The organism is Lipingzhangella rawalii (assembly GCF_031628175.1).
In the GTDB taxonomy this organism is placed as follows: Bacteria; Actinomycetota; Actinomycetes; order Streptosporangiales; family Streptosporangiaceae; genus Lipingzhangella_A; species Lipingzhangella_A rawalii.
In genome coordinates this window covers 1-19,033 of sequence record NZ_JAVLVT010000009.1, presented here as the reverse complement: position 1 = coordinate 19,033, position 19,033 = coordinate 1, and the positions used below count along the sequence as shown (strand labels likewise).

The window sequence follows — 19,033 nt, the reverse complement described above, 5'->3', positions numbered from 1 at the left end:
GAGGCCGCTCACCCGGACACGGGGCGCACCACGCCGACCGGCTGGCCGCCACCGAGCACGGTACCGGTGCGCAGTTCCTCGACCGGGCCTGCGGACAGGTCCAGGTCGGTGATCTCGGCGAGAGCGGCCAGTGCGGCCACGGTCCGGGCGCGCAGACCCTGGTCGCCGTCGCTGATCTTCACGGCGACGGTCTCGCCGGTGGCAGCGGCCACGACCATGACTCCGTCTGCTCCCTGCTTGGAGATCAGTCCCGGAACCGCCTGCATCAGGACGGTGTCGTGCCGGCCGGGACCCGCGACGTACTGGGGATAGTCGCGCATCGCCGTGACCACGGCATGCCGATGGGAGTCGCCGGTGCCCGCGGTGAGGGCGTGGATGCCGCGCGCGAGCCCGGCCAGCGAGACCGCCAACTGCGGAGCGCCGCAGCCGTCCACGGTGGTGTGGGACACGGGTTCACCGCAGAGTTCCTCCAGAGTGGTGCGCACCATTCGTTGGAGGGGATGGTCGGGGGAGAGGTAGCTCTCGGTGGGCCATCCCTGGGATACGCACGCAGCCAGCATGGCCGCGTGTTTACCCGAGCAGTTCATGCGTTCCCGGGAGCGGGGCTCACCGGAACAGACCAGCGCGTCGCGGGTGCTCGCGTCCAGCGGCCAGTCTGCGGGGCACCGAAGATCCGCCGGGGAGAGCCCGGCCGCGGCCAGGGTTGCCCGGACCCGGTGGACGTGCAGGTCCTGGCCGGAGTGGCTGCCCGCGGCGATGGCGATCTCGGCGCCGGTGAGCTGTGCGCCGGCACGCAGGACCGTCAGGGCCTGGAGGGGTTTCGCCGAGGAGCGCGGCAGCATGGGTGAGCCCACCGGCCCGCGGGCGTAGGCCAGCTCTCCGGAGGCGGAGAGGCCGACGACGGCGCCGTAGTGCACGCTCTCCTGGAATCCGGAGCGGACCGCCTCCACGAGCGGTACGTACGGGGGGCACGCGCTGCTGGGCATGCGGGATGTTCCTCCTCAGACTGGGGCCGGTGGTGGATGGTCACCGCGCGGCTGTGCTCGCAGCCCATGCGGATCGCACCACGCGTGAGCATACGCGGTGTGGCCGCAGACGAGCGGTAGGGTTCGGGGCTGTGGTGAACCAGCGAGCAGCACGGCCCCAGGCCCGGCCCCCGGTGTTACACGACGGGTGGCTGCGGCGCAGTAGTGCCGGTCACCATCCACGAGCCCTGGAGTATGCGGTTGTGGATGTGGAGACCACCGGCCTGGATGTGACCGCCGGTGCGCGGGTGTGTGAGATCGCGGTGGTTCGACTGCGTGGGGACGGAACGGTGGTGGAGGAGTTCGCCACGCTGGTGGATCCCCGGGCTCCGGTTACGGGGCGCGAGTTTCACGGAATCGGCGACGCCGACGTGCGTGGTGCGCCCAGGCCCGAAGACCTGGTTGGGGAGCTCACCCGCCTCATGTCCGGGGCCGTGATCGTCGGGCACAATCTCGCCTTCGAGGAACAGTTCCTTGCCGCGGAGTTCGTTCCGGTCGGGCTGCCACCCGGGATGCCCGGGCTATGCACGCTGCGGGCCCTGCGGGCCCACCTGGATCTTCCGCGCTATTCCCTGCCCCGCGCCAGTTATGCCCTGTCCGGGCGCTGGCCCAGTGGCCAGCACACCGCGTTGGGAGACGCCCGGGCCACGGCGCACCTCCTGGCGGAGCTGCTGTACAACGCACCCGGGCCACTGAGCTACGTGGGTGCACTTCCGGGCCGGCGGCGCAGTGGATCCGACACGGTGGGGCCTGCGGCGGCAGCCGGACGGTACAAACCCCGCTTGGCTGGCGTCGGTCACGGCCTGGGCCAGTACGCCGGCCCCGGGACCGAGCAGTCGCCGCGGCTGGATCTGCGGCGGTGGCCGGCGTGGTGGCGACCTTTGGAACTGGCCCCGCAGGACTGCGGCGGCCGGTTCGGTAGCAGTGAGCGTGCCCGGGCCCTGGCCGGGGCACAGGCGCGGAGCCGGCGGCATGTGGCGCTGACCACCGCTGTGGGCTGGGCCGTGGGGGCGGCCTCGATTGGAACACTGGTCCTGGGCACCTGGACCGCTACGCGTGGGGCAGGCCGATAGGTACCCGGACCGCCCGGTTCGGTGGGTGCGTGACCCGCAGTTCGGCGCTGCTCCAGCTCGCCTCCTGACCTCCTGGCCTCCTAGAGCCCGGACAGGGCCAGGAACAGTGCGATAAGGAGCACACTTCCGCCAACCGTGGTCACGGTCGCGCGTCCGGCCTCGGTCAGGCGGGCGGGGGCCGTGGAGACCAGGGGACTGGGGCTCGGCGTGGCCGGTGGGCGTGTTGAGGTGACGGCGCCGCGCGAGCGGAATTGGGGGACGCGGTTGAACAGGGCGATGCTCACGAGTGCCGTGCCAACGAGGATAAGGAGGAGGGACATCTCGAGCCTTCGGAGAGGGGTTGCTGGGGATGTCCTATTCTGGCAGCAGCCGCAGTCCTGCGGTGGTGGAGTTGGCGGTGGGCTCCGTCCCCACGTGGGGAAACGGGTACCCTGAGCCGCGGAACGCGCTGCCAGTTTCACGTTGCTCGTGCAATCCCGCTAGCGCGAATCGGTAACCGCCCGTTAGGGTTTGGCGTTCACCCGCTGTGGGGGTGGGGCGTTGCGGCGGACAAGTAGGTGCTCGACGTGAGGCTAAGCATCGAGGACACAGGGCCCAGACCCAGCGCCGGGTCGAACGACGTCCAGATGGGGCATATGCCGGTGGACCAGCTGAGGGGCCAGAATTCCGATGACCCGGAGGCGCCGGAGACCGTGGAGTTGCTTCTCATCGAGGATGACTCCCAGGACGCCTTCCTGGTGGAGGAGTATCTCGCGGAGACCTCGCTCAACGCACGGATTACCTGGGTAGCGACCCTGCACGAGGCCAGGCCGTATCTCGCCTCCTTCCAGGGATGTGTCCTGCTGGACCTGAACCTTCCCGACGCACATGGCATCGAGCTACTGCGGGAGGTCCTTTCCGAGGCCCAGCACGCCGCCGTTGTGGTGTTCACCGGGCTGGACGACGAGCACGAAGGCGTCGCCGCAGTGGCGGCCGGGGCCCAGGACTACCTGGTCAAAGGGCACGTCGACGGTGCCCTCCTGGCGCGCAGCCTCCGCTACTCCCTGGAGCGTCGGCACGCCGAGGAGAGCGCGCGTCAGCTGCGCGAGGCGGAGTTCCACGCACGCGAGAATCTGCGCCTGGAGCGGGGGCTGCTGCCCCAACTGCTGCTCGCCGAGTCACCGTTGGTTCACCGCTCCCTGTACCGCCCGGGGCGTAAACGCACCCTGTTGGGCGGCGACTTCTTCGACGCGGTGCACCAGGACGGGGTCACACACGTCATCGTGGGCGACGTGAGCGGGCACGGCCCGGATGAGGCCGCCCTGGGCGTCTCGCTGCGCATCGCCTGGCGGGCACTGGTCGTGGCCGGTGTTCCGGAAAACCAGGTGCTGCATGCCCTGGAGCGGGTCCTGGTCAGCGAACGCGCTCAGGAGGAGAATTACGCCACCCTGTGCCAGGTCAGTATCGATGACGGCAGCGAAGTGCTGCGGGTGCGGCTCCTGGGGCACCCGCCGCCGTTGGCGGTCGCCGCCGTCGGAACATCGACGGCGTCGGCGGTGCCGTCTCGGAGTGATCATCTTCGTCCGGAAGACATCCGGGAGGTCTCGGCCAGCCCGCGGCCCCCGCTGGGGATCTTCCCGGGGACCGAGATCGAGGTGGAGGAGCATCCCTTCCCCAGTGGGAGCATGCTGTTGATGTACACCGACGGTGTGATCGACGCCTACGACACCTCCGCCGAGGCACGCCTGGGAGTGGAGGGCTTGCAGACGCTCCTCGCGGAACGGATGACGGCCGGGACACCCGGAGACCGGCTGCTGAAACAGTTGGTGGACGAGGCCGAACGCCGCAACGGTGACTCGTTGCAGGACGATGTGGCGATGCTTCTCCTCACCCACGGAAGCCGGACGTGACGGAACCGCACCCCCCCGATCCCGCGGAGTCGGCAGCGGTTTCGACAGAGGTGGGGGACCCTGGCCGCAGCTCCGGAGCACCACCCCAGTTGCGGCGGCGTCGGCGGGATGGTGGCGAACCGGCCTGGTCGCTGCGACGCCGGGTGACGGTACTGCTTGGGGCTGTGAGCGTGGTCCTGGTGACCCTGGTGACCACGATCACGGTGAGTGCGGTCCAGGCCCGGGACAGCATGCTGGACCAGGTCGAGGAGTTGAGCCCGGCGCGGGTGGCCGTGCAACAGATGATGGCTGCGCACCTGAACGCCGACACCGGGGTTCGGGTGTATCTGGACACACAGAACGAGGAGTACCTGGATCTCTACCACGAGGGGATGGAGAACCAGGAGGAGAGTATCGCCGAGCTTCGGGATGTGGCCGGTGACCAGGAGGAGATCGGAGCCAGCCTGGACTCGGTGGCGAGCGCCGCCGAGGCGTGGGACAGCGAGTTCGCGACTCCGGCGATCGAGGCCGTCGCGGCCGGTGAGGAGATTGACCAGGATCTCTACCAGTTGGGGCGGGACCGGTTCAATGACCTGCGTTCGGCGGCGCAGGACGCCCGGGACGACATCGTCGGTGAGATCGACGACGCCCAGGACAGTCTCCGGACGGCAACGCAGCAGCTGGTGGCCCTGCTGGTCCTCGCCGGCGTTCTGATCGTCGTGCTGTCGATCTTCCTGTGGGTGATGCTACAGAGCTGGGTGTTGCGCCCCCTTGACGAGCTGGGACGCCACCTGCAACAGGTCGCCGATGGCTACTACACGCACCGCATCCAGCTGCGCGCACCACCGGAGATCGAACGTGTCGGGCGCGATGTCGACTCGATGCGGGAACGGATTGTCTCCGATCTCGACGAGGTCGCGAACGCACGTCGGGCCTTGCAGGAGCAGTCCGATCTGCTGCGGCGACAGACCGACGAATTGCAGCGGTCCAACCAGGAACTGGAACAGTTCGCCTACGTCGCCTCCCACGACCTACAGGAGCCGCTGCGGAAGGTGGCGAGCTTCTGCCAGCTGCTCCAGCGCCGCTATCGGGGGCAGCTGGACGAACGTGCCGACTCCTACATCGACTTCGCGGTCGAGGGAGCGAAGCGGATGCAGACGCTCATCAGCGATCTGCTGGCCTTCTCCCGGGTGGGCCGGAGCCGCAACTTCACCGAGGTGGATCTCAATGAGGCCTTCCGGGACGCGTTGCAGAGTCTCACCTCGGCTCGGGAAGAGACCGATGCCACAGTCACCGCCGACCAGCTGCCAACCGTGGAGGGGGACCGTACCCTGTTGACACAGGTGCTGTTCAACCTGGTTGGCAACGCCATCAAGTTTCGGGGACAGCACCCCCCGAATGTGCACATTGGACTGACGGAGCGGTCCGAGGAGTGGGTGTTCTCGTGCACCGACAATGGAATCGGTATCGACCCGGAGTATGCCGATCGCGTGTTCGTGCTGTTCCAGCGCCTGCACTCCCGGGAGAAGTATGGGGGTACGGGGATCGGGCTGTCGATGTGCAAGAAGATCGTGGAGTTCCACGGTGGCCGGATCTGGGTGGACACCGAGTGGTTGGCGATGCCGGACGTGTCCGGAACCCGGATCTGCTGGTCTCTGCCGAAGGCGGGGCCGCCGAGCGACCCGGACGCCGACGTGCGGGCGGGTCACGTCGGGTAGGGTCATCCGCTGGCGGGGGAGCAGTGGCAGGGAGGGCGAGGCAGTGCAGAAGCTGAGTGAGGTCACGATGGTGCAGCCCATCGAGGTTCTGCTGGTCGAGGACGATCCCGGGGACGTGCTCATGACCCGGGAGGCGTTCGAGGACTATAAGGTGGGCAACCGGCTGCACGTCGTGTCGGACGGTGCCGAGGCGCTGCGTTTCCTGCACCGTGAGGTGCCCTATTCCGATGCCCCGCGTCCGAACCTGATCCTGTTGGACCTCAACCTGCCGGGAAAGGACGGGCGTGAGGTGCTCAGCGAGATCAAACAGGACGAATCCCTGGCTCACATTCCGGTGGTGGTGCTGACCACCTCCGAGGCCGAAGAGGACATTCTGCGCAGCTACCAGCTGCACGCCAACGCGTATGTGCCCAAGCCCGTGGACTTCGACCGGTTCATCACGGTGGTCCGCCAGATCGACGACTTCTTCGTCACAGTTGTGCGGCTGCCGAATGGTTGAACGGTTCGTCGAGCCGATCCGATGGGTGGACCGGAGCGGGCCGGATGCTGGTGGGCTAACGTGGGCGACATGAGTCTGCCCCCGCCGCGTGATTCGTCTGGACCGTACCGGGTGTGCCTGGTCTGCCTGGGAAACATCTGTCGCTCGCCCACGGCCGAGCAGGTGTTACGTGCTGACGTGGACCGGGCTGGTCTCACGGATGCGGTCGTGGTGGACAGCGCCGGTACGGGCAGCTGGCATATCGGGTCTGGGATGGACCCGCGTGCGGCGGCGACCCTGCGGGTGTACGGCTATCCCACCGAGCATGTGGCTCGCCGGTTCGAGACGGAGTGGTTCGCCCACCGGGATCTGGTTCTGGCGATGGACGGCGACAACCACGCCGAGCTGCGCAGACGGGCGCCCACGGCTGAGGACGCCCAACGTCTGGCGATGTTCCGGTCCTTCGCGCCGGACGCCGGGCCGTATGCGGAGGTTCCGGATCCCTACTATGGGGGGGACGACGGTTTCGCCACCGTGCTCGGGATGGTGGAGGCGGCGAGCAAGGGCCTGACCGAACAGCTGGTGGCGCTGCTGCGTCCCTGAGCCGCGGTGCGAAGTGTAGAGGGACCTCGGCCGGTCGACAGGGAAGGCTGGCTGGGGCTGGTGGGCTGCTTGCCGCTGGCCGCGAGGCTCAGTGCCAGGGCTCCTTGTCCGGGTCGGTGAGGTCCCGTAGACGCTCCTCCACCTGGGGCAGCACGGTGTGCGTGGTGATGACCATGATGCGGTCCCCGGGGGCCAGCTCCGTCTCCCCGGAGGGCACGTGGGATATCTCGTCGCGCACCAGCAGGGTGACCAGGGCCCCGGGTGGCAGCCCCAGATCCTGGACGCGGCGTCCCGCCAGGTCGCAGCGGCGGCTCACGTTCACGGTGAGTAGATCGGCCTGGCGTTCCTCAATCGGGGCCGAGTCCACATTGACCTCCTGGGTGCTGCCCTCGTCCGACACACCCAACCGTCGTGCGATCCAGGGCAGCGTTGGCCCCTGGAGCAGAGTGAAGATCACCACGAGCACGAAGACGATGTCGAACAGCCCCGCCGCGCCCGCGACATCCTCCGACTGGGGAATGGTGGCCAGCACGATGGGAACGGCACCGCGCAGTCCCGCCCAGGACAGGAACGCCTGCTCGCGAAGGGGGACCCGCCAACAGGGGCGACACACCGGAATGCGGGACGGGGGCCGGCCGCGGAGACCGGGCAGGCGCAGGTGGGTCATCCGCAGGCTCACCGCGGAGACCATGACCGAGGCGGGGCGGGCCAGCAGTGTCAATGCGGCGCCGATGACCAGGGCTGGAACCAGAGCCCCGGGCAGCTCGGACGGGCTGGCCAGCATGCCGAGCAGGGTGAACAGGGCGATCTGTGCCAGCCAGGCGACCCCCTCTGCGAAACCGAGAGTGGCGTTGCGGTGCGGAAGTGGCGCGTTGCCCAGCCAGAGGCCACACACGTAGGCGGCCAGGAAGCCGCTGGCACCGAGCACCCCGGATCCGCCGAAGGCCAGCAGCGGCAGACCACAGGTGGCGGCCGGGTAGAGGCCCGAGGTGGGCAGGGCACTGCGGTTGAGGAGCCACTGCCCCGTGATCCCGACGATGATGCCGAGGACCGCTCCACCGATCAGCTGGTAGAGCGCCTCGCCCGCCGCGGCCAGGATCCCGGTCTGGGCCCAGATATCCGACACCACGAGGGTGACCAGGATGACCACCGGGGGGTCATTGAGCCCGGATTCGGCCTCCAAGGCAGAGCGGACCCGTGCCCGCAGTGGCAGGTATCGCAGGATCGAGAACACAGCGGCGGCGTCCGTGGATGACACGACCGCACCGACGAGGATTGCGATACGCCAGTCCAGGCCGAGCGCGTAGTGGCCCACGATGGCGGTAACCGTGACACTGACCCCGACTCCGACCGTGGACAGGAGCAGCGCGAACGGCAGCGCGGGACGGATATCACTCCATTTGGTGGACAGTCCCCCCTCGGCGAGGATGATCGCCAGGGCGGTGAAGCCCAGCACCTGCATGAGTTCGGGGTCGTCGAACCGGATGCCGAGTCCGCCCTCGCCGAGCGCCAAGCCCAGCCCCAGGAAGGCCAGTAGGGCCGGCAGCCCCGCCCGGGTGGCCAGCCGAACTGCGAGCACTCCCGCCAGCAGGACCAGCATGCTGCCGAGCAGAACGTAGTTCAGCAGGTCGGCGCTCACGCATCTCCCATCTCATGTGTCCGATGGCCCGCGGCGGTCGCGTTCTCGGCGGCTGGGTGCGGTACACACTCCGTTGGCGACGCCGGGCTGGCGGGACATCCCCGCAGCTCCAAGGTATCGGTGCGTCGAATTCGTGTTTCTCAGCGACTCCCCACGTTCGGGGTGAATGTCGGGTTTTGTGCTGGCCAGCCACGACCGCGGGCTGCGATGCCACGGGCGCGGAAGGGAACTGACGCTGGGTGCCGCGGACGGGCCGGGGAAATGCGGGCGGGCCGCGGATGGTTGCCCTAGCCATGCACCCGATGGCGGCACCGGCGCCGAAACGTTGTACCGCGGTGTGCGGTACGTCCACCGGCTCATTGACTTCACTGATACTTGAGCTTTTAGCGTCGGGATCGCACGGTCATGCCCCCACAATCCCGACCGGCAGGCGGTGGATCATTGAGTATGGAAGTGACCGCGTGGACCACCATGTACCACGCGATGCACGCGCAGGAGGATCGGCGGCCGTTCTCCCGAGTGATCCTGCGTCGAATCTGGGACTTCGCGCGGCCCCACCATCGCAGGCTGGCATGGTTCGTGGTGCTGAGCGTGCTCACGGCTGCTCTGGCGGTGGCGACCCCGGTGCTGGCCGGCTGGGTCGTCAACGCGATCGAGGCGGGTGGGCCAATGCGCCACATTGCGCTGTTGGCCGGAGTGATCGCCCTCATCGCTGTGGCCGAGGCCGGATTCGGACTGTTGAACCGCTGGCTGTCCGCCCGGATCGGGGAGGGCCTGATTCTCGACCTGCGTACCGCGGTCTACGACCACGTGCAGCGCATGCCGGTCGCCTTCTTCACCCGGACCCGCACCGGTGCCCTCGTCAGCCGGCTGAACAATGACGTGATCGGTGCCCAACGGGCTTTCGCTGACGTGCTGTCCGGGGTGGTGAGCAACCTGGTGACGCTCGTGCTCACCCTGGCGGTCATGCTGACGCTGTCCTGGCAGATCACACTGATCACCCTGGTGCTGCTGCCGCTGTTCGTGATCCCCGCCCGCAGGATGGGTACGCGCCTGGCGCGGTTGGAACGCGAGGGTGCCAATCACAATGCCGTGATGAGCACTCAGATGACCGAACGGTTCTCAGCAGGCGGGGCGACCTTGGTGAAGCTGTTCGGCCGTCCCACGGAGGAATCGGCGCGGTTCGCCCAACGGGCCGGCCGGGTTCGGGACATCGGTGTGCGCACGGCGATGGTGCAGCACATCTTCTACACGGCGCTGACGCTGGTGTCGGCGCTCGCGCTGGCCCTGGTCTACGGCCTGGGTGGGTTCTACGCGCTGTCCGGAGACATCAACTCCGGTGCCGTGGTGTCCCTCGCCCTGCTGCTGACCCGGTTGTACGCCCCGCTGACCGAGCTTGCCAGCGCTCGGGTTGAGGTGATGAGTGCGATGGTGAGTTTCTCGCGGGTGTTCGAGGTGCTGGATCTGCGGCCCCTGGTCGAGGAGCGGGAGGATGCCCGGCCCGTTCCCTCGGGGCCGGTCTCGGTACAGCTGGACCGGGTGGACTTTGCCTACCCGTCGGCCGACCAGGTGTCCCTGGCGTCACTGGAGGAGGTGGCGAATCTGGACACGCGCGGGGGAGAACAGGTGCTGCACGGGGTGTCGTTCACGGCCGAGCCCGGACAGATGGTCGCGCTGGTCGGTTCCTCCGGGGCCGGCAAGTCCACCATCGCTCAGCTGATCCCGCGGTTGTACGACGTGGACGGGGGTGCGGTCCGCCTGGGTGGTGTGGATGTCCGCGAGCTGTCGATGTCCGCGATCCGGGACACCGTGGGCATGGTGACCCAGGACGGCCACCTCTTTCACGACACGGTACGCGCGAATCTGCTGTTGGCCCGACCGGAAGCCGGTGAGGACGAGCTGTGGGAGGTGCTGCGGCGTGCTCGCCTGGACGACCTGGTCTCCCGGTTGCCGGACGGCTTGGACACCCTCGTCGGGGACCGTGGATATCGCCTGTCCGGGGGCGAGCGCCAGCGGTTGACCATCGCCCGGGTGCTGCTGGCCCGCCCACAGGTGGTGATCCTCGACGAGGCCACCGCGCACCTGGACTCCACCTCCGAGGCGGCCGTGCAGGAGGCGTTGGCCGAGGCCCTCCAGGGCCGGACCGCCGTCGTAATCGCGCATCGCCTGTCCACGATCCAGGCCGCCGACCAGATCCTGGTCCTGGAGAACGGACACGTGGTCGAACGGGGAACCCATGCCGAGCTCCTGGCTGCGGGGGGACGCTACGGCGAGCTGTACCACAGCCAGTTCGATCCCGCCGGCGAACGCAGCCCTGCCGGCGAACGCAGCCCGATTGGGTGAAACATCGGTGGGCGACCGGGCCGCACCTCCCGATCGCCCACAGCGAACACCCAGGGGGGGAATAAAACCAGACTCGTCTTTATTGAGTTAAGTGGACTCAATAAGGAGGATGCATGAGTGACACGCAGACCGGAGTGACGCTGCCCGTTCTCCCTCTGGACGATGACGTGGTCCTGCCCGGCATGGTCGTGCCGGTCGACATCTCCGATTCCGAGGTGCGATCCGCCGTGGACGCCGCCCAGGCGGTGGAGGAACGAGCCGAAGACACGCCCGGAGTGCGCTCGTCCAGCAAGCCGCGGGTCCTGATCGTTCCGCGCGTGGACGGAACCTACGCCGCAGTGGGGACGGTCGCCACGGTCGAGCAGGTGGGGCGCACTCCGGATGGAGAGCCGGCGGCGGTGCTGCGGGGCGTGTCCCGCGCCACCGTTGGTAGCGGCACGACCGGTCCCGGAGCGGCGCTGTGGGTTCATGTCACCGTCGACGACACGCAGCCGCCGGAGAACGGCTACCCGGGCCGGGTGCAGGAACTGGCGCGGGAGTACAAGGGTCTACTCGTGACCTATCTCCAGAAGCGCAACGCCTGGCAGGTCCTGGACTCGGTGCAGAAGCTGGACGATCCCGGTGCGCTGGCCGACAGCGGTGGGTACTCGCCGTTCCTCAACCGGGACCAGAAGTTGCAGCTGCTGGAAACCTTCGATGTCGCCGAGCGGCTGACCCGGCTCATCGAGTGGACTCGTGCGTATCTCACCGAGCTGGACGTCACCGAGAAGATCAACAACGACGTCCAGGAGGGCGTGGACAAGCAGCAGCGAGAGTTTCTGCTGCGCCGTCAGCTGGAGGCCATCCGGTCCGAGCTCAACGAGCTCAACGGTAAGCCGGGCTCTGAGGAGGACGACTACCGGGACAAGGTCGAATCCGCCGACCTTCCCGAACACGTACGCGAAGCCGCCCTGGCCGAGGTGGACAAGCTGGAACGTGCCGGGGATTCCTCCCCCGAATCCGGCTGGATCCGCACCTGGCTGGACACCATCCTGGCCATGCCCTGGCAGGAGCGCACCGTTGACGCCTACGACGTCACTGCGGCCCGTGGCGTGCTCGACGCCGATCATGCGGGGCTCGAGGACGTCAAGGAACGCATCGTGGAGTATCTGGCGGTGCGCAAGCGTCGGGAGGAGCGCGGACTCGGTGTGGTTGGCGGCCGCCGAAGCGGGGCCGTGCTGGCACTGGTCGGTCCACCCGGGGTCGGTAAGACCTCGCTCGGTGAGTCGGTGGCCCGATCCATGGGGCGCAGCTTCACCCGCGTCGCCCTGGGTGGTGTGCGGGACGAGGCCGAGATCCGCGGGCACCGGCGTACCTACGTCGGCGCACAGCCGGGCCGTATCGTCCGCGCGATCAAGGAAGCCGGCACCATGAACCCGGTGGTGCTGCTGGACGAGGTCGACAAGGTGGGATCCGACTTCCGTGGCGACCCCACCGCAGCGCTGCTCGAGGTGCTCGACCCAGCCCAGAACCACACGTTCCGGGACCACTATCTCGAGGTGGACCTCGACCTTTCCGACGTGGTGTTCCTCGCCACCGCCAACGTGGTCGAGTCGATTCCGGACCCCCTGCTGGACCGGATGGAGCTGGTGTCGCTGGACGGCTACACCGAGGACGAGAAGGTCACCATCGGTCGGGATCACCTACTGCCCCGCCAGTTGGAACGCTCCGGGCTGGAGGCCACCGAGGCCGAGGTCACCGAGTCGGCCCTGCGTCGACTCGCCACCGAGTACACCCGCGAGGCGGGCGTGCGAAACCTGGAACGTTCCATCTCCAGGGTGCTGCGCAAGGTTGCTGCTGGGGTTGCCCTGGGAGACACCGAGTTGCCCGTGACTGTGGATGCCGAGGCACTGCCCGACTATCTGGGCCGACCCAAGCACACACCGGAGTCAGCCGACCGCACGGCACTTCCCGGTGTGGCGACCGGACTGGCCGTGACCGGAACCGGTGGGGACGTGTTGTTCGTGGAGGCCTCGCTGGCGGATGGAGAATCCGGTGCCAGTGGGTTGACCATCACGGGGCAACTGGGGGAGGTCATGCAGGAGTCGGCACAGATCGCATTGAGCTACCTGCGTTCCCGGGGCGCGGAACTGGAGCTGCCGGTGGCCGACCTCAAAGACCGGGGGATCCACCTACACGTTCCCGCGGGTGCCGTGCCCAAGGACGGCCCCAGTGCCGGAATCACGATGACCACGGCGCTGGCCTCGCTGCTCTCGGGACGGGCGGCACGCTCTGAGGTCGGGATGACGGGTGAGGTCTCGTTGACCGGACGGGTGCTGCCCGTCGGTGGGGTAAAGCAGAAACTGCTGGCCGCGCACCGGGCCGGAATCAGCACCGTGCTGATTCCGGCACGCAACGAGCCCGATCTGGACGACGTGCCCGAGGACGTGCGTTCCCAGCTGACTGTGCACCCGGTCAGCGACGTGCGCGAGGTGTTGGAGCTGGCCCTGGAGCCGGCCGAGGCGCAGGTGCCGGCGGTGGCCTGAGGCCCGCACCCGCACCACGCGGAGGCGAATGTGGCCATCGTCGCAGGTCGTTTCGTTGTCGCTGTGGATTAAACCGCGGAATTGGAGTGTTGACCCCGGTGAGCGCGCCCCGGGGCGCGCTGGATGCCTGGCCCTGGCGTCGAGAGATACGACGCGGGCGCCAGTGGCGGCGTAGGGGGGACGCCGCCTGCCGCGGGGCCGCCGGTTCTTGGGGGAGACCGGCGGCCCCGCCTTTGTTCGCGTTGCAGCTCAGGCGGACACACACGGTCGCCTCGTCGTCGGGGCGAGGCACCATGGCCCCGACCCGTGGGGCACGCACGGAGACCGCCCCCCACTGTGCAGTAGCGTGGGGACGTCACTGCCTCCGAACGGGTCGACGTCTCCATGTCCGCTGTGTCTTCTGTGTCCGCTCCGTCCGCTGCGTCCGCTGCCCACGCTGCGGAACTGCGTGTGGCCCTGCTCGGTTTCGGCAAGGGCGGGTCGGTGTTCCACGCCCCCCTGATCGATGCCACGCCGGGGCTGCGGCTGTCCGGGGTCGTCACCGGGGACTCAGCCCGAGCGGCAGCGGTCGGTCATCGATACCCCCAGGCCACCGTGCACCCCAGCGCCGAGCATCTGTGGGAGCGGGCCACCGACTACGACATTGCGGTGGTCACCACACCCAACGACAGCCACGTTCCGCTCGCCCACGCAGCGCTGAAATCGGGCTTGGCCGTGGTGGTGGACAAGCCGCTGGCCTTGGACGTCGCCGAGGCCCGTGACCTGGTCGCCACGGCTGCCCAGCGGGAACAGGTCCTCACCGTTTACCACAACCGCCGGTGGGACGCCGACTTCCAGACCCTGTGGCACCTGGTGGACAGTGGCGAGCTGGGGCGGGTGCACCGCTTCGAGTCCCGTTTCGAGCGTTGGCGCCCCGAGGCCAGGGACAGCTGGCGCGACAGCGGCCCCGCCGCCGCGGGCGGGGGCATTCTCTGGGACCTCGGGCCACACCTGGTCGACCAGGCCGTGAATCTCTTCGGCCCCGTGGCCCGCGTGTACGCCGAACTGGATGCCTGCCGCCCCGGGGTATCCGCCGAGGATGACGCCTTCCTGGCACTGACCCACCGGGACGGGACCCGCAGCCACCTGTGGGCCAGTGCGGTTGCCGCCCAGCGGGGGCCACGGTTCCGCGTGCTTGGCGACCGTGCGGCCTTCACCATCCACGGAATGGACAGCCAAGAGGACCGCCTGAACCAAGGAGAGCGTCCCGACCGCCCGGACTGGGGCGAGGTGCTCCAGCAACACTGGGGAGAGCTCGGTGCCGACGGCACGGTGCGAAAGGTGCCCAGTGTCCGCGGGAACTATCCGGCCTTCTACGCGGGCCTACGGGATGCGGTGGCCGAGGGGGAGCCGGTTCCGGTGGAGCCACACGAGGTCGTACACGGCCTGGACGTGATTGACGCGGCGCGCCGCAGCGCCGCTGCGGGAACCGCGGCCGCCGTTCCGGAGCCCACACCGCTGCACTGAACCCAGCCCTGCGGGAGTCACGGTGTCGTCTCCGGCTCCGGAGTCACAGCACCGTGCCCGCCGGTTGAATCCAGCCACGCCATCCGGCATCGGCGGGGTGGGCTGGTGGCTCACCGGCCCGTATGGGGCCAGGCGTCCTCCATCCGGAAGAAGGCGCCGCTGACGTGGCTGATCCGTTCACGAGCGTAGGCCGGTTTGATGACCTCGTTGATGAGCCGGAGGCGCTCGTCGTGGCCGATAAACGCCGACTTCATCGCGTTTACGGTGAACCAGCTCAGTTCGTCCACCCCATAGCCGAACTCGCGGGAGAGCTCGGTGAACTCGGCGGTCATCGAAGTCTGGCTGATGGTGCGGCTACTGGTGTTGACCGTGACCCGGAATCGCTGCCGGCGCAGTGTGTCGATGGGATGGGCGGCCAGGTTCGGCACCACCCCGGTGTGCACATTCGAGGTCGGGCACATCTCCAGCGGGATGCGTTTGTCCCGCACGTAGGCGGCCAGCTGGCCGAGCTTGGCGCTTCCGTCCTCGGCGACCGCGATATCGTCGGCGATGCGGGTTCCGTGGCCGAGCCGGTCCGCGCCACACCACTGGATGGCTTCCCAGATCGAGGAGAGCCCGAATCCCTCGCCGGCGTGGATGGTCAGATTGAAGTTCTCCTGACGCACGTGTTCGCAGGCGGACAGGTGCCGCGTGGGCGGGTAGCCGGCCTCGGGGCCGGCGATGTCGAAGCCAACCACCCCGGCCTCGCGGTAACGGACTGCCAACCGCGCGATCTCGGTGCTCGTCGCGGCCTGACGCAGCGCGGTCAACAGCAGGCGGGGGTGGATCTCGTGTCCACGGAGCCGAGCCCTGGCCACGCCCACGTTGAGGCCCGCGAGAACCGCTTCCACCACCTCGTCGACGGCCAGTCCCCGCTGGGTGTGCTGCTCGGGGGCGATCTTCAGCTCGGCGTAGACGACCCCGTCGGCAGCCAGGTCCAGCACCGCCTCAGTGGCGATGCGTTCCAACGCCGCGCTGCTCTGGAGCAGGTCCACCACGGGTGTGAACCGCGTGAGGTAGTTCTCCAGGGAGCCAGCGTGGGCGGCCGCGGCGAACCAGGAGCTCAGCTCGGTGACGTTGGTGCTGGGCAGGCCGGTATATCCGGTGTCGTGGGCCAGCTCAACCAGGGTCTGTGGGCGCACCCCTCCGTCCAGGTGGTCGTGGAGCACGACCTTCGGTAGCCGCCGCACCCTTGCGGCGTCCAGTTGAGTCATTGTCCTCCTTTGGATCGGTCTGTTCGGTACTGTGGATAAATTTCCCCGATCCTAGCCCACTGACCTGGGGAGAGGACAGCGATGGCGACCGTGCCGTACGTCTCCGTGGGTGCGCGGCACATCTCCGCCCCGCGGCGGGGTGGGGGACGCTCTGGAGTACGGGCACCGAGCGCCGCCCACGGGGACGGGAGTTCCGGGGCGGTGCCTCCGACGTCCGGTGGTCCCGTCCTGTTCCCGGCCGGCCTGTTCGAGGTGGGAATTGGCGTGCTCCTCGGGCGCGCTGACGGGGTGGCACGGGGCGGTCACCGATTGCGCCCGTTCCGTGGGTGTCCACGATCGGGTGACGTGCCGGTGGGCTGTGTCTGCCCCGCCGCCACCGGCCTCCCGCGAACCCCTGACATTACGCGCATGGCATGATCATTTCTGAAAATATGCACGGGATCCGCATGGATCATATTGGTGCGTTTGTCGGAAACCGGAGATTCAAAATCTGGGGAACATGGCGCCGGAGTTTGACTGGTGTTATCGTCCTGTCATCAAAATGCAGGCGGAGAACGGGAGCATTCCGATGTCTGGATCACAATGGGACCCGGATCCAAGTGCGGAACTGCGGCGCCGCTGGGGGCGCTCGCCCCAGGAGCGGGCGGGGGCGTCCAGTGGTGGCAACTGCCCGGACATCTGGGAGTTGGACAACGGCGATGTCGCCGTGATCGGACAGGATCTCACCACGAGTCACCGCTACCGCCTGCCGCGGGGGGTCTCGATCGACCCGGGGGAGAGCATGGTGGTCATCCCCCGTTCTGCCCTCATCTCCGCGAAGCCGCACATTCCCGATTCCTGAGTCGGTGGACCTCGTGAGTAGAACACCCGGAGCGCCGAGATGTCTGTGCAGATCACCAGGGCGCCGGTTCGGCTGGGCGTTCAGGAACGCTCCATGGAACTGGCAAGTGGGAAGTAGTGCTCCAGGAAGTGCTGGAGCTGCGCGTCGACCCGTGCACGTTTACGTGGTGGCAGTGGCTCGGTGTCGTTGAGGCACAGGGAGTCGAAAGTGCGCGGGCCGCGGAGTAGCGCGTCGGTGCGGCGACGCAGTGCCGCGGGTTTGGCGAGGTTGATGTAGGCACTCGAGATCTCGCCGGGCACGGCTCGCCCAGTCATCAGCGCGTAGTTGGGGTACAGGCTGGAGGTTAGGGTCACGTCGCTGGGGCTGCGGAACCGGGAGGCGGTGGTGCGGGCGATGGCCTCAGGGAAACGTTCGTCGAGTTCGTGGGCGACCGAACGTCGCATCGGGTAGGGGGCATGCTTGAACGTGCGGGTGATGAACGGACCGAACTCGGCCTGGAGGAGGGCTCGGGTGTTCTTGGCGGCCGCACGTGGCGGGTGGTCCGCTCCGGTGGGTTCTCCCAGTCCGATCTGCCCCTGGGAAAGGAAGGATTTCCCAATGCCGTTGGCGTGGAAGAAGGTATCCGGGGCAACGTAGCGGCCGAACATCATATCGTCGTTCAGATAGATGTAGTGCTCGCTGAGCCCGGGGATGTGGTGGATGCGGGTTTCGATCGCGCGCGAACTGAACACCGGGAGCACGTCGAGGGACGGAAAAATGTCGCGGTGGTCCACGAGGTGAACACGTTCGTGCTCGGTATCCAGCCAGTCGGGGACCTGCCCGTCGGTCACAATGTGGATGGTGCGGACGAACGGCGCGAACATTTCCACGGAGCGCAACGAGTACTTCAGCTCGTCGCGGCTCTCGTAGCGGGTTGCGGAGGCCGCGATGCGGTGCAGAGCCTCGCCCCGCTCGCGTAGGTACGCGTCCCGTCGGGCTGCCCATTCCGGGTCGCTGCCGTCCACCCAGGTGTAGACAAGGTCGATGGGGAAGTTCACAGTGTGCGCGACCGGGTGGGTGAACGCACACAGTGTGGGGTAGTTCCGGTCACCGATTGTGATCCGGGCGGGCTGCTGTTCCTCGGAAGGAATGATCTGGCTGACCGGGTTGGGGCGGGTGCACAGAATGGACTCAGCCAGGCGGTCCTCTGGTACCACCACGTGCAGGCGATCCAGGATCGACGGGCCGTCCGAGCGCTCGAGGACGGTGGCCCCGGAGTGCCAGAACTCCAGGACACAGCCGTGTTCCGGTCCCCCTATCCTGACCCCGTTGGCGGAACGGACATACTGGCACAGGCGGATCGCATCGGCGTGGCGCAGCCGTCGACGGCTGGACTGCTCCGCCAGCGGTCGGGGGATGTCCGCCGGGCCTCGGAGGGTTTCCGCCGCGGCATAGAGAACGTCTTCGGGGCGGGTGTCCGCCAGGGCCGTGTAGACGCGGTCGCGTTCGGCCGCGCGAACCCCCACGACGTAGTCCCGCCCGTGGTCGACCTCACGAACGAAGTAGTCCACAGCGTGTGCCTGCAATAGTTCGGTGGTCAGGTCCACAACCTGGAGAGCAAGTTCGCGGGTGGAGCAGGGGCTTGTCCTGGTGCGAGCCAGCACTGGCCCGTGTGCATGCTCGTAAATCCCCAGCGTGGATTGCGCCGCCAGGGTTCGGCGCCATCGGCGACGCAGTCGTGCTCGATGCACGCCAGCGGCAAGTGTTCGCACCAGCCTGAGCACACGCAGTGCCATGGAAACCCTCCGGGATCGGGGAGGCGTTCGGGCCGCGGTTACGCGCACACTATCGGGAACGTGGGGCCGTTCTCGTGTTGTCGAGTGTCGATCCGCATTCCGAGGTCGCGATACGGGCCGGTTAGGTGTGTCTTCTGGGGTGTCTGTGGGTTGGGGTGCTGGTCAGGCCACTCCGGTGAGGATGGGGGGCAGGCCGGGAGGAACCCCCTGGACACGGCATGGGGGCTGCTGGCTGTGCTGATGCGCGCCGATTCGCCCAGGCGCGGCTGGAGGGATGCGCCCGCATCCACCCGGGGACCGTGTGGGGGCAGCCCCCGGGCGTGCAACAACGCCCACGGCGCGGCTGGAGGGATGTGCCCGCATCCGACGTTCCCCCGGGGGGGACG

The 19,033-nt window shown here is 68.2% G+C and carries 14 protein-coding genes; 9 read left to right on the top strand and 5 right to left on the bottom strand.

From position 1 onward, the window contains the following. Positions 1-8: 8 nt before the first annotated feature. Complete coding sequence (locus RIF23_RS16745; protein WP_310913513.1) at positions 9-986, bottom strand: asparaginase; 978 nt, start codon at positions 984-986, stop codon at positions 9-11. 134 nt (positions 987-1,120) lie between these two features. Between RIF23_RS16745 and RIF23_RS16740 the strand changes: the two genes are divergently transcribed. Continuing rightward, positions 1,121-2,098, top strand: coding sequence for a 3'-5' exonuclease (locus tag RIF23_RS16740; RefSeq protein ID WP_407659498.1), 978 nt, complete (start codon positions 1,121-1,123; stop codon positions 2,096-2,098). A gap of 80 nt (positions 2,099-2,178) precedes the next feature. Here the strand turns inward: RIF23_RS16740 and RIF23_RS16735 are convergent, their stop codons facing one another. Next, positions 2,179-2,418, bottom strand: coding sequence for a hypothetical protein (locus tag RIF23_RS16735; protein WP_310913512.1), 240 nt, complete (start codon positions 2,416-2,418; stop codon positions 2,179-2,181). Between the two features lie 315 nt (positions 2,419-2,733). Between RIF23_RS16735 and RIF23_RS16730 the strand changes: the two genes are divergently transcribed. From RIF23_RS16730 to RIF23_RS16715, 4 genes are all read left to right on the top strand, one after another. Next, entirely contained in the window at positions 2,734-3,987 is a 1,254-nt protein-coding gene (locus tag RIF23_RS16730; protein WP_310913636.1) for a PP2C family protein-serine/threonine phosphatase, read from the top strand. Between the two features lie 89 nt (positions 3,988-4,076). Continuing rightward, a complete protein-coding gene (locus RIF23_RS16725) occupies positions 4,077-5,684 on the top strand; it encodes a sensor histidine kinase (protein WP_310913635.1) in 1,608 nt (535 codons plus the stop codon). Between the two features lie 67 nt (positions 5,685-5,751). Then, a complete protein-coding gene (locus RIF23_RS16720) occupies positions 5,752-6,183 on the top strand; it encodes a response regulator (protein ID WP_310913634.1) in 432 nt (143 codons plus the stop codon). A 69-nt stretch (positions 6,184-6,252) separates the two neighbouring features. Then, entirely contained in the window at positions 6,253-6,765 is a 513-nt protein-coding gene (locus RIF23_RS16715) for a low molecular weight protein-tyrosine-phosphatase (RefSeq protein ID WP_310913511.1), read from the top strand. Positions 6,766-6,853: 88 nt separating this feature from the next. Here the strand turns inward: RIF23_RS16715 and RIF23_RS16710 are convergent, their stop codons facing one another. Then, a complete protein-coding gene (locus RIF23_RS16710) occupies positions 6,854-8,404 on the bottom strand; it encodes a potassium/proton antiporter (protein ID WP_310913510.1) in 1,551 nt (516 codons plus the stop codon). A gap of 447 nt (positions 8,405-8,851) precedes the next feature. Here RIF23_RS16710 and RIF23_RS16705 point away from each other — a divergent pair, with 447 nt between their 5' ends. The 3 genes from RIF23_RS16705 to RIF23_RS16695 all read left to right on the top strand — a co-directional run bounded on the left by RIF23_RS16705 (position 8,852) and on the right by RIF23_RS16695 (position 14,778). Beyond that, entirely contained in the window at positions 8,852-10,747 is a 1,896-nt protein-coding gene (locus RIF23_RS16705) for an ABC transporter ATP-binding protein (RefSeq protein WP_310913509.1), read from the top strand. Positions 10,748-10,860: 113 nt separating this feature from the next. Continuing rightward, positions 10,861-13,272 (top strand): endopeptidase La, encoded by a 2,412-nt coding sequence (gene lon / locus RIF23_RS16700; protein WP_310913508.1) that lies wholly within the window; start codon positions 10,861-10,863, stop codon positions 13,270-13,272. Positions 13,273-13,656: 384 nt separating this feature from the next. Then, positions 13,657-14,778, top strand: a complete 1,122-nt coding sequence (locus RIF23_RS16695) for a Gfo/Idh/MocA family oxidoreductase (protein WP_407659491.1) — start codon at positions 13,657-13,659, stop codon at positions 14,776-14,778. 110 nt (positions 14,779-14,888) lie between these two features. Here RIF23_RS16695 and RIF23_RS16690 read toward each other — a convergent pair whose 3' ends face one another. Further along, positions 14,889-16,031 carry an adenosine deaminase gene (locus RIF23_RS16690; protein ID WP_310913506.1) on the bottom strand — a complete coding sequence of 381 codons (1,143 nt, stop codon included), beginning with the start codon at positions 16,029-16,031 and terminating at the stop codon, positions 14,889-14,891. A gap of 568 nt (positions 16,032-16,599) precedes the next feature. On the opposite strand from RIF23_RS16690, the gene RIF23_RS16685 reads away from it, so the two are divergent. Then, the gene (locus tag RIF23_RS16685; RefSeq protein ID WP_310913505.1) at positions 16,600-16,872 is read left to right on the top strand and encodes a hypothetical protein; all 273 of its coding nucleotides are present in this window, start codon (positions 16,600-16,602) and stop codon (positions 16,870-16,872) included. An 80-nt stretch (positions 16,873-16,952) separates the two neighbouring features. Here RIF23_RS16685 and RIF23_RS16680 read toward each other — a convergent pair whose 3' ends face one another. Further along, positions 16,953-18,647, bottom strand: a complete 1,695-nt coding sequence (locus RIF23_RS16680; RefSeq protein WP_310913504.1) for a stealth family protein — start codon at positions 18,645-18,647, stop codon at positions 16,953-16,955. Positions 18,648-19,033: the final 386 nt, after the last annotated feature.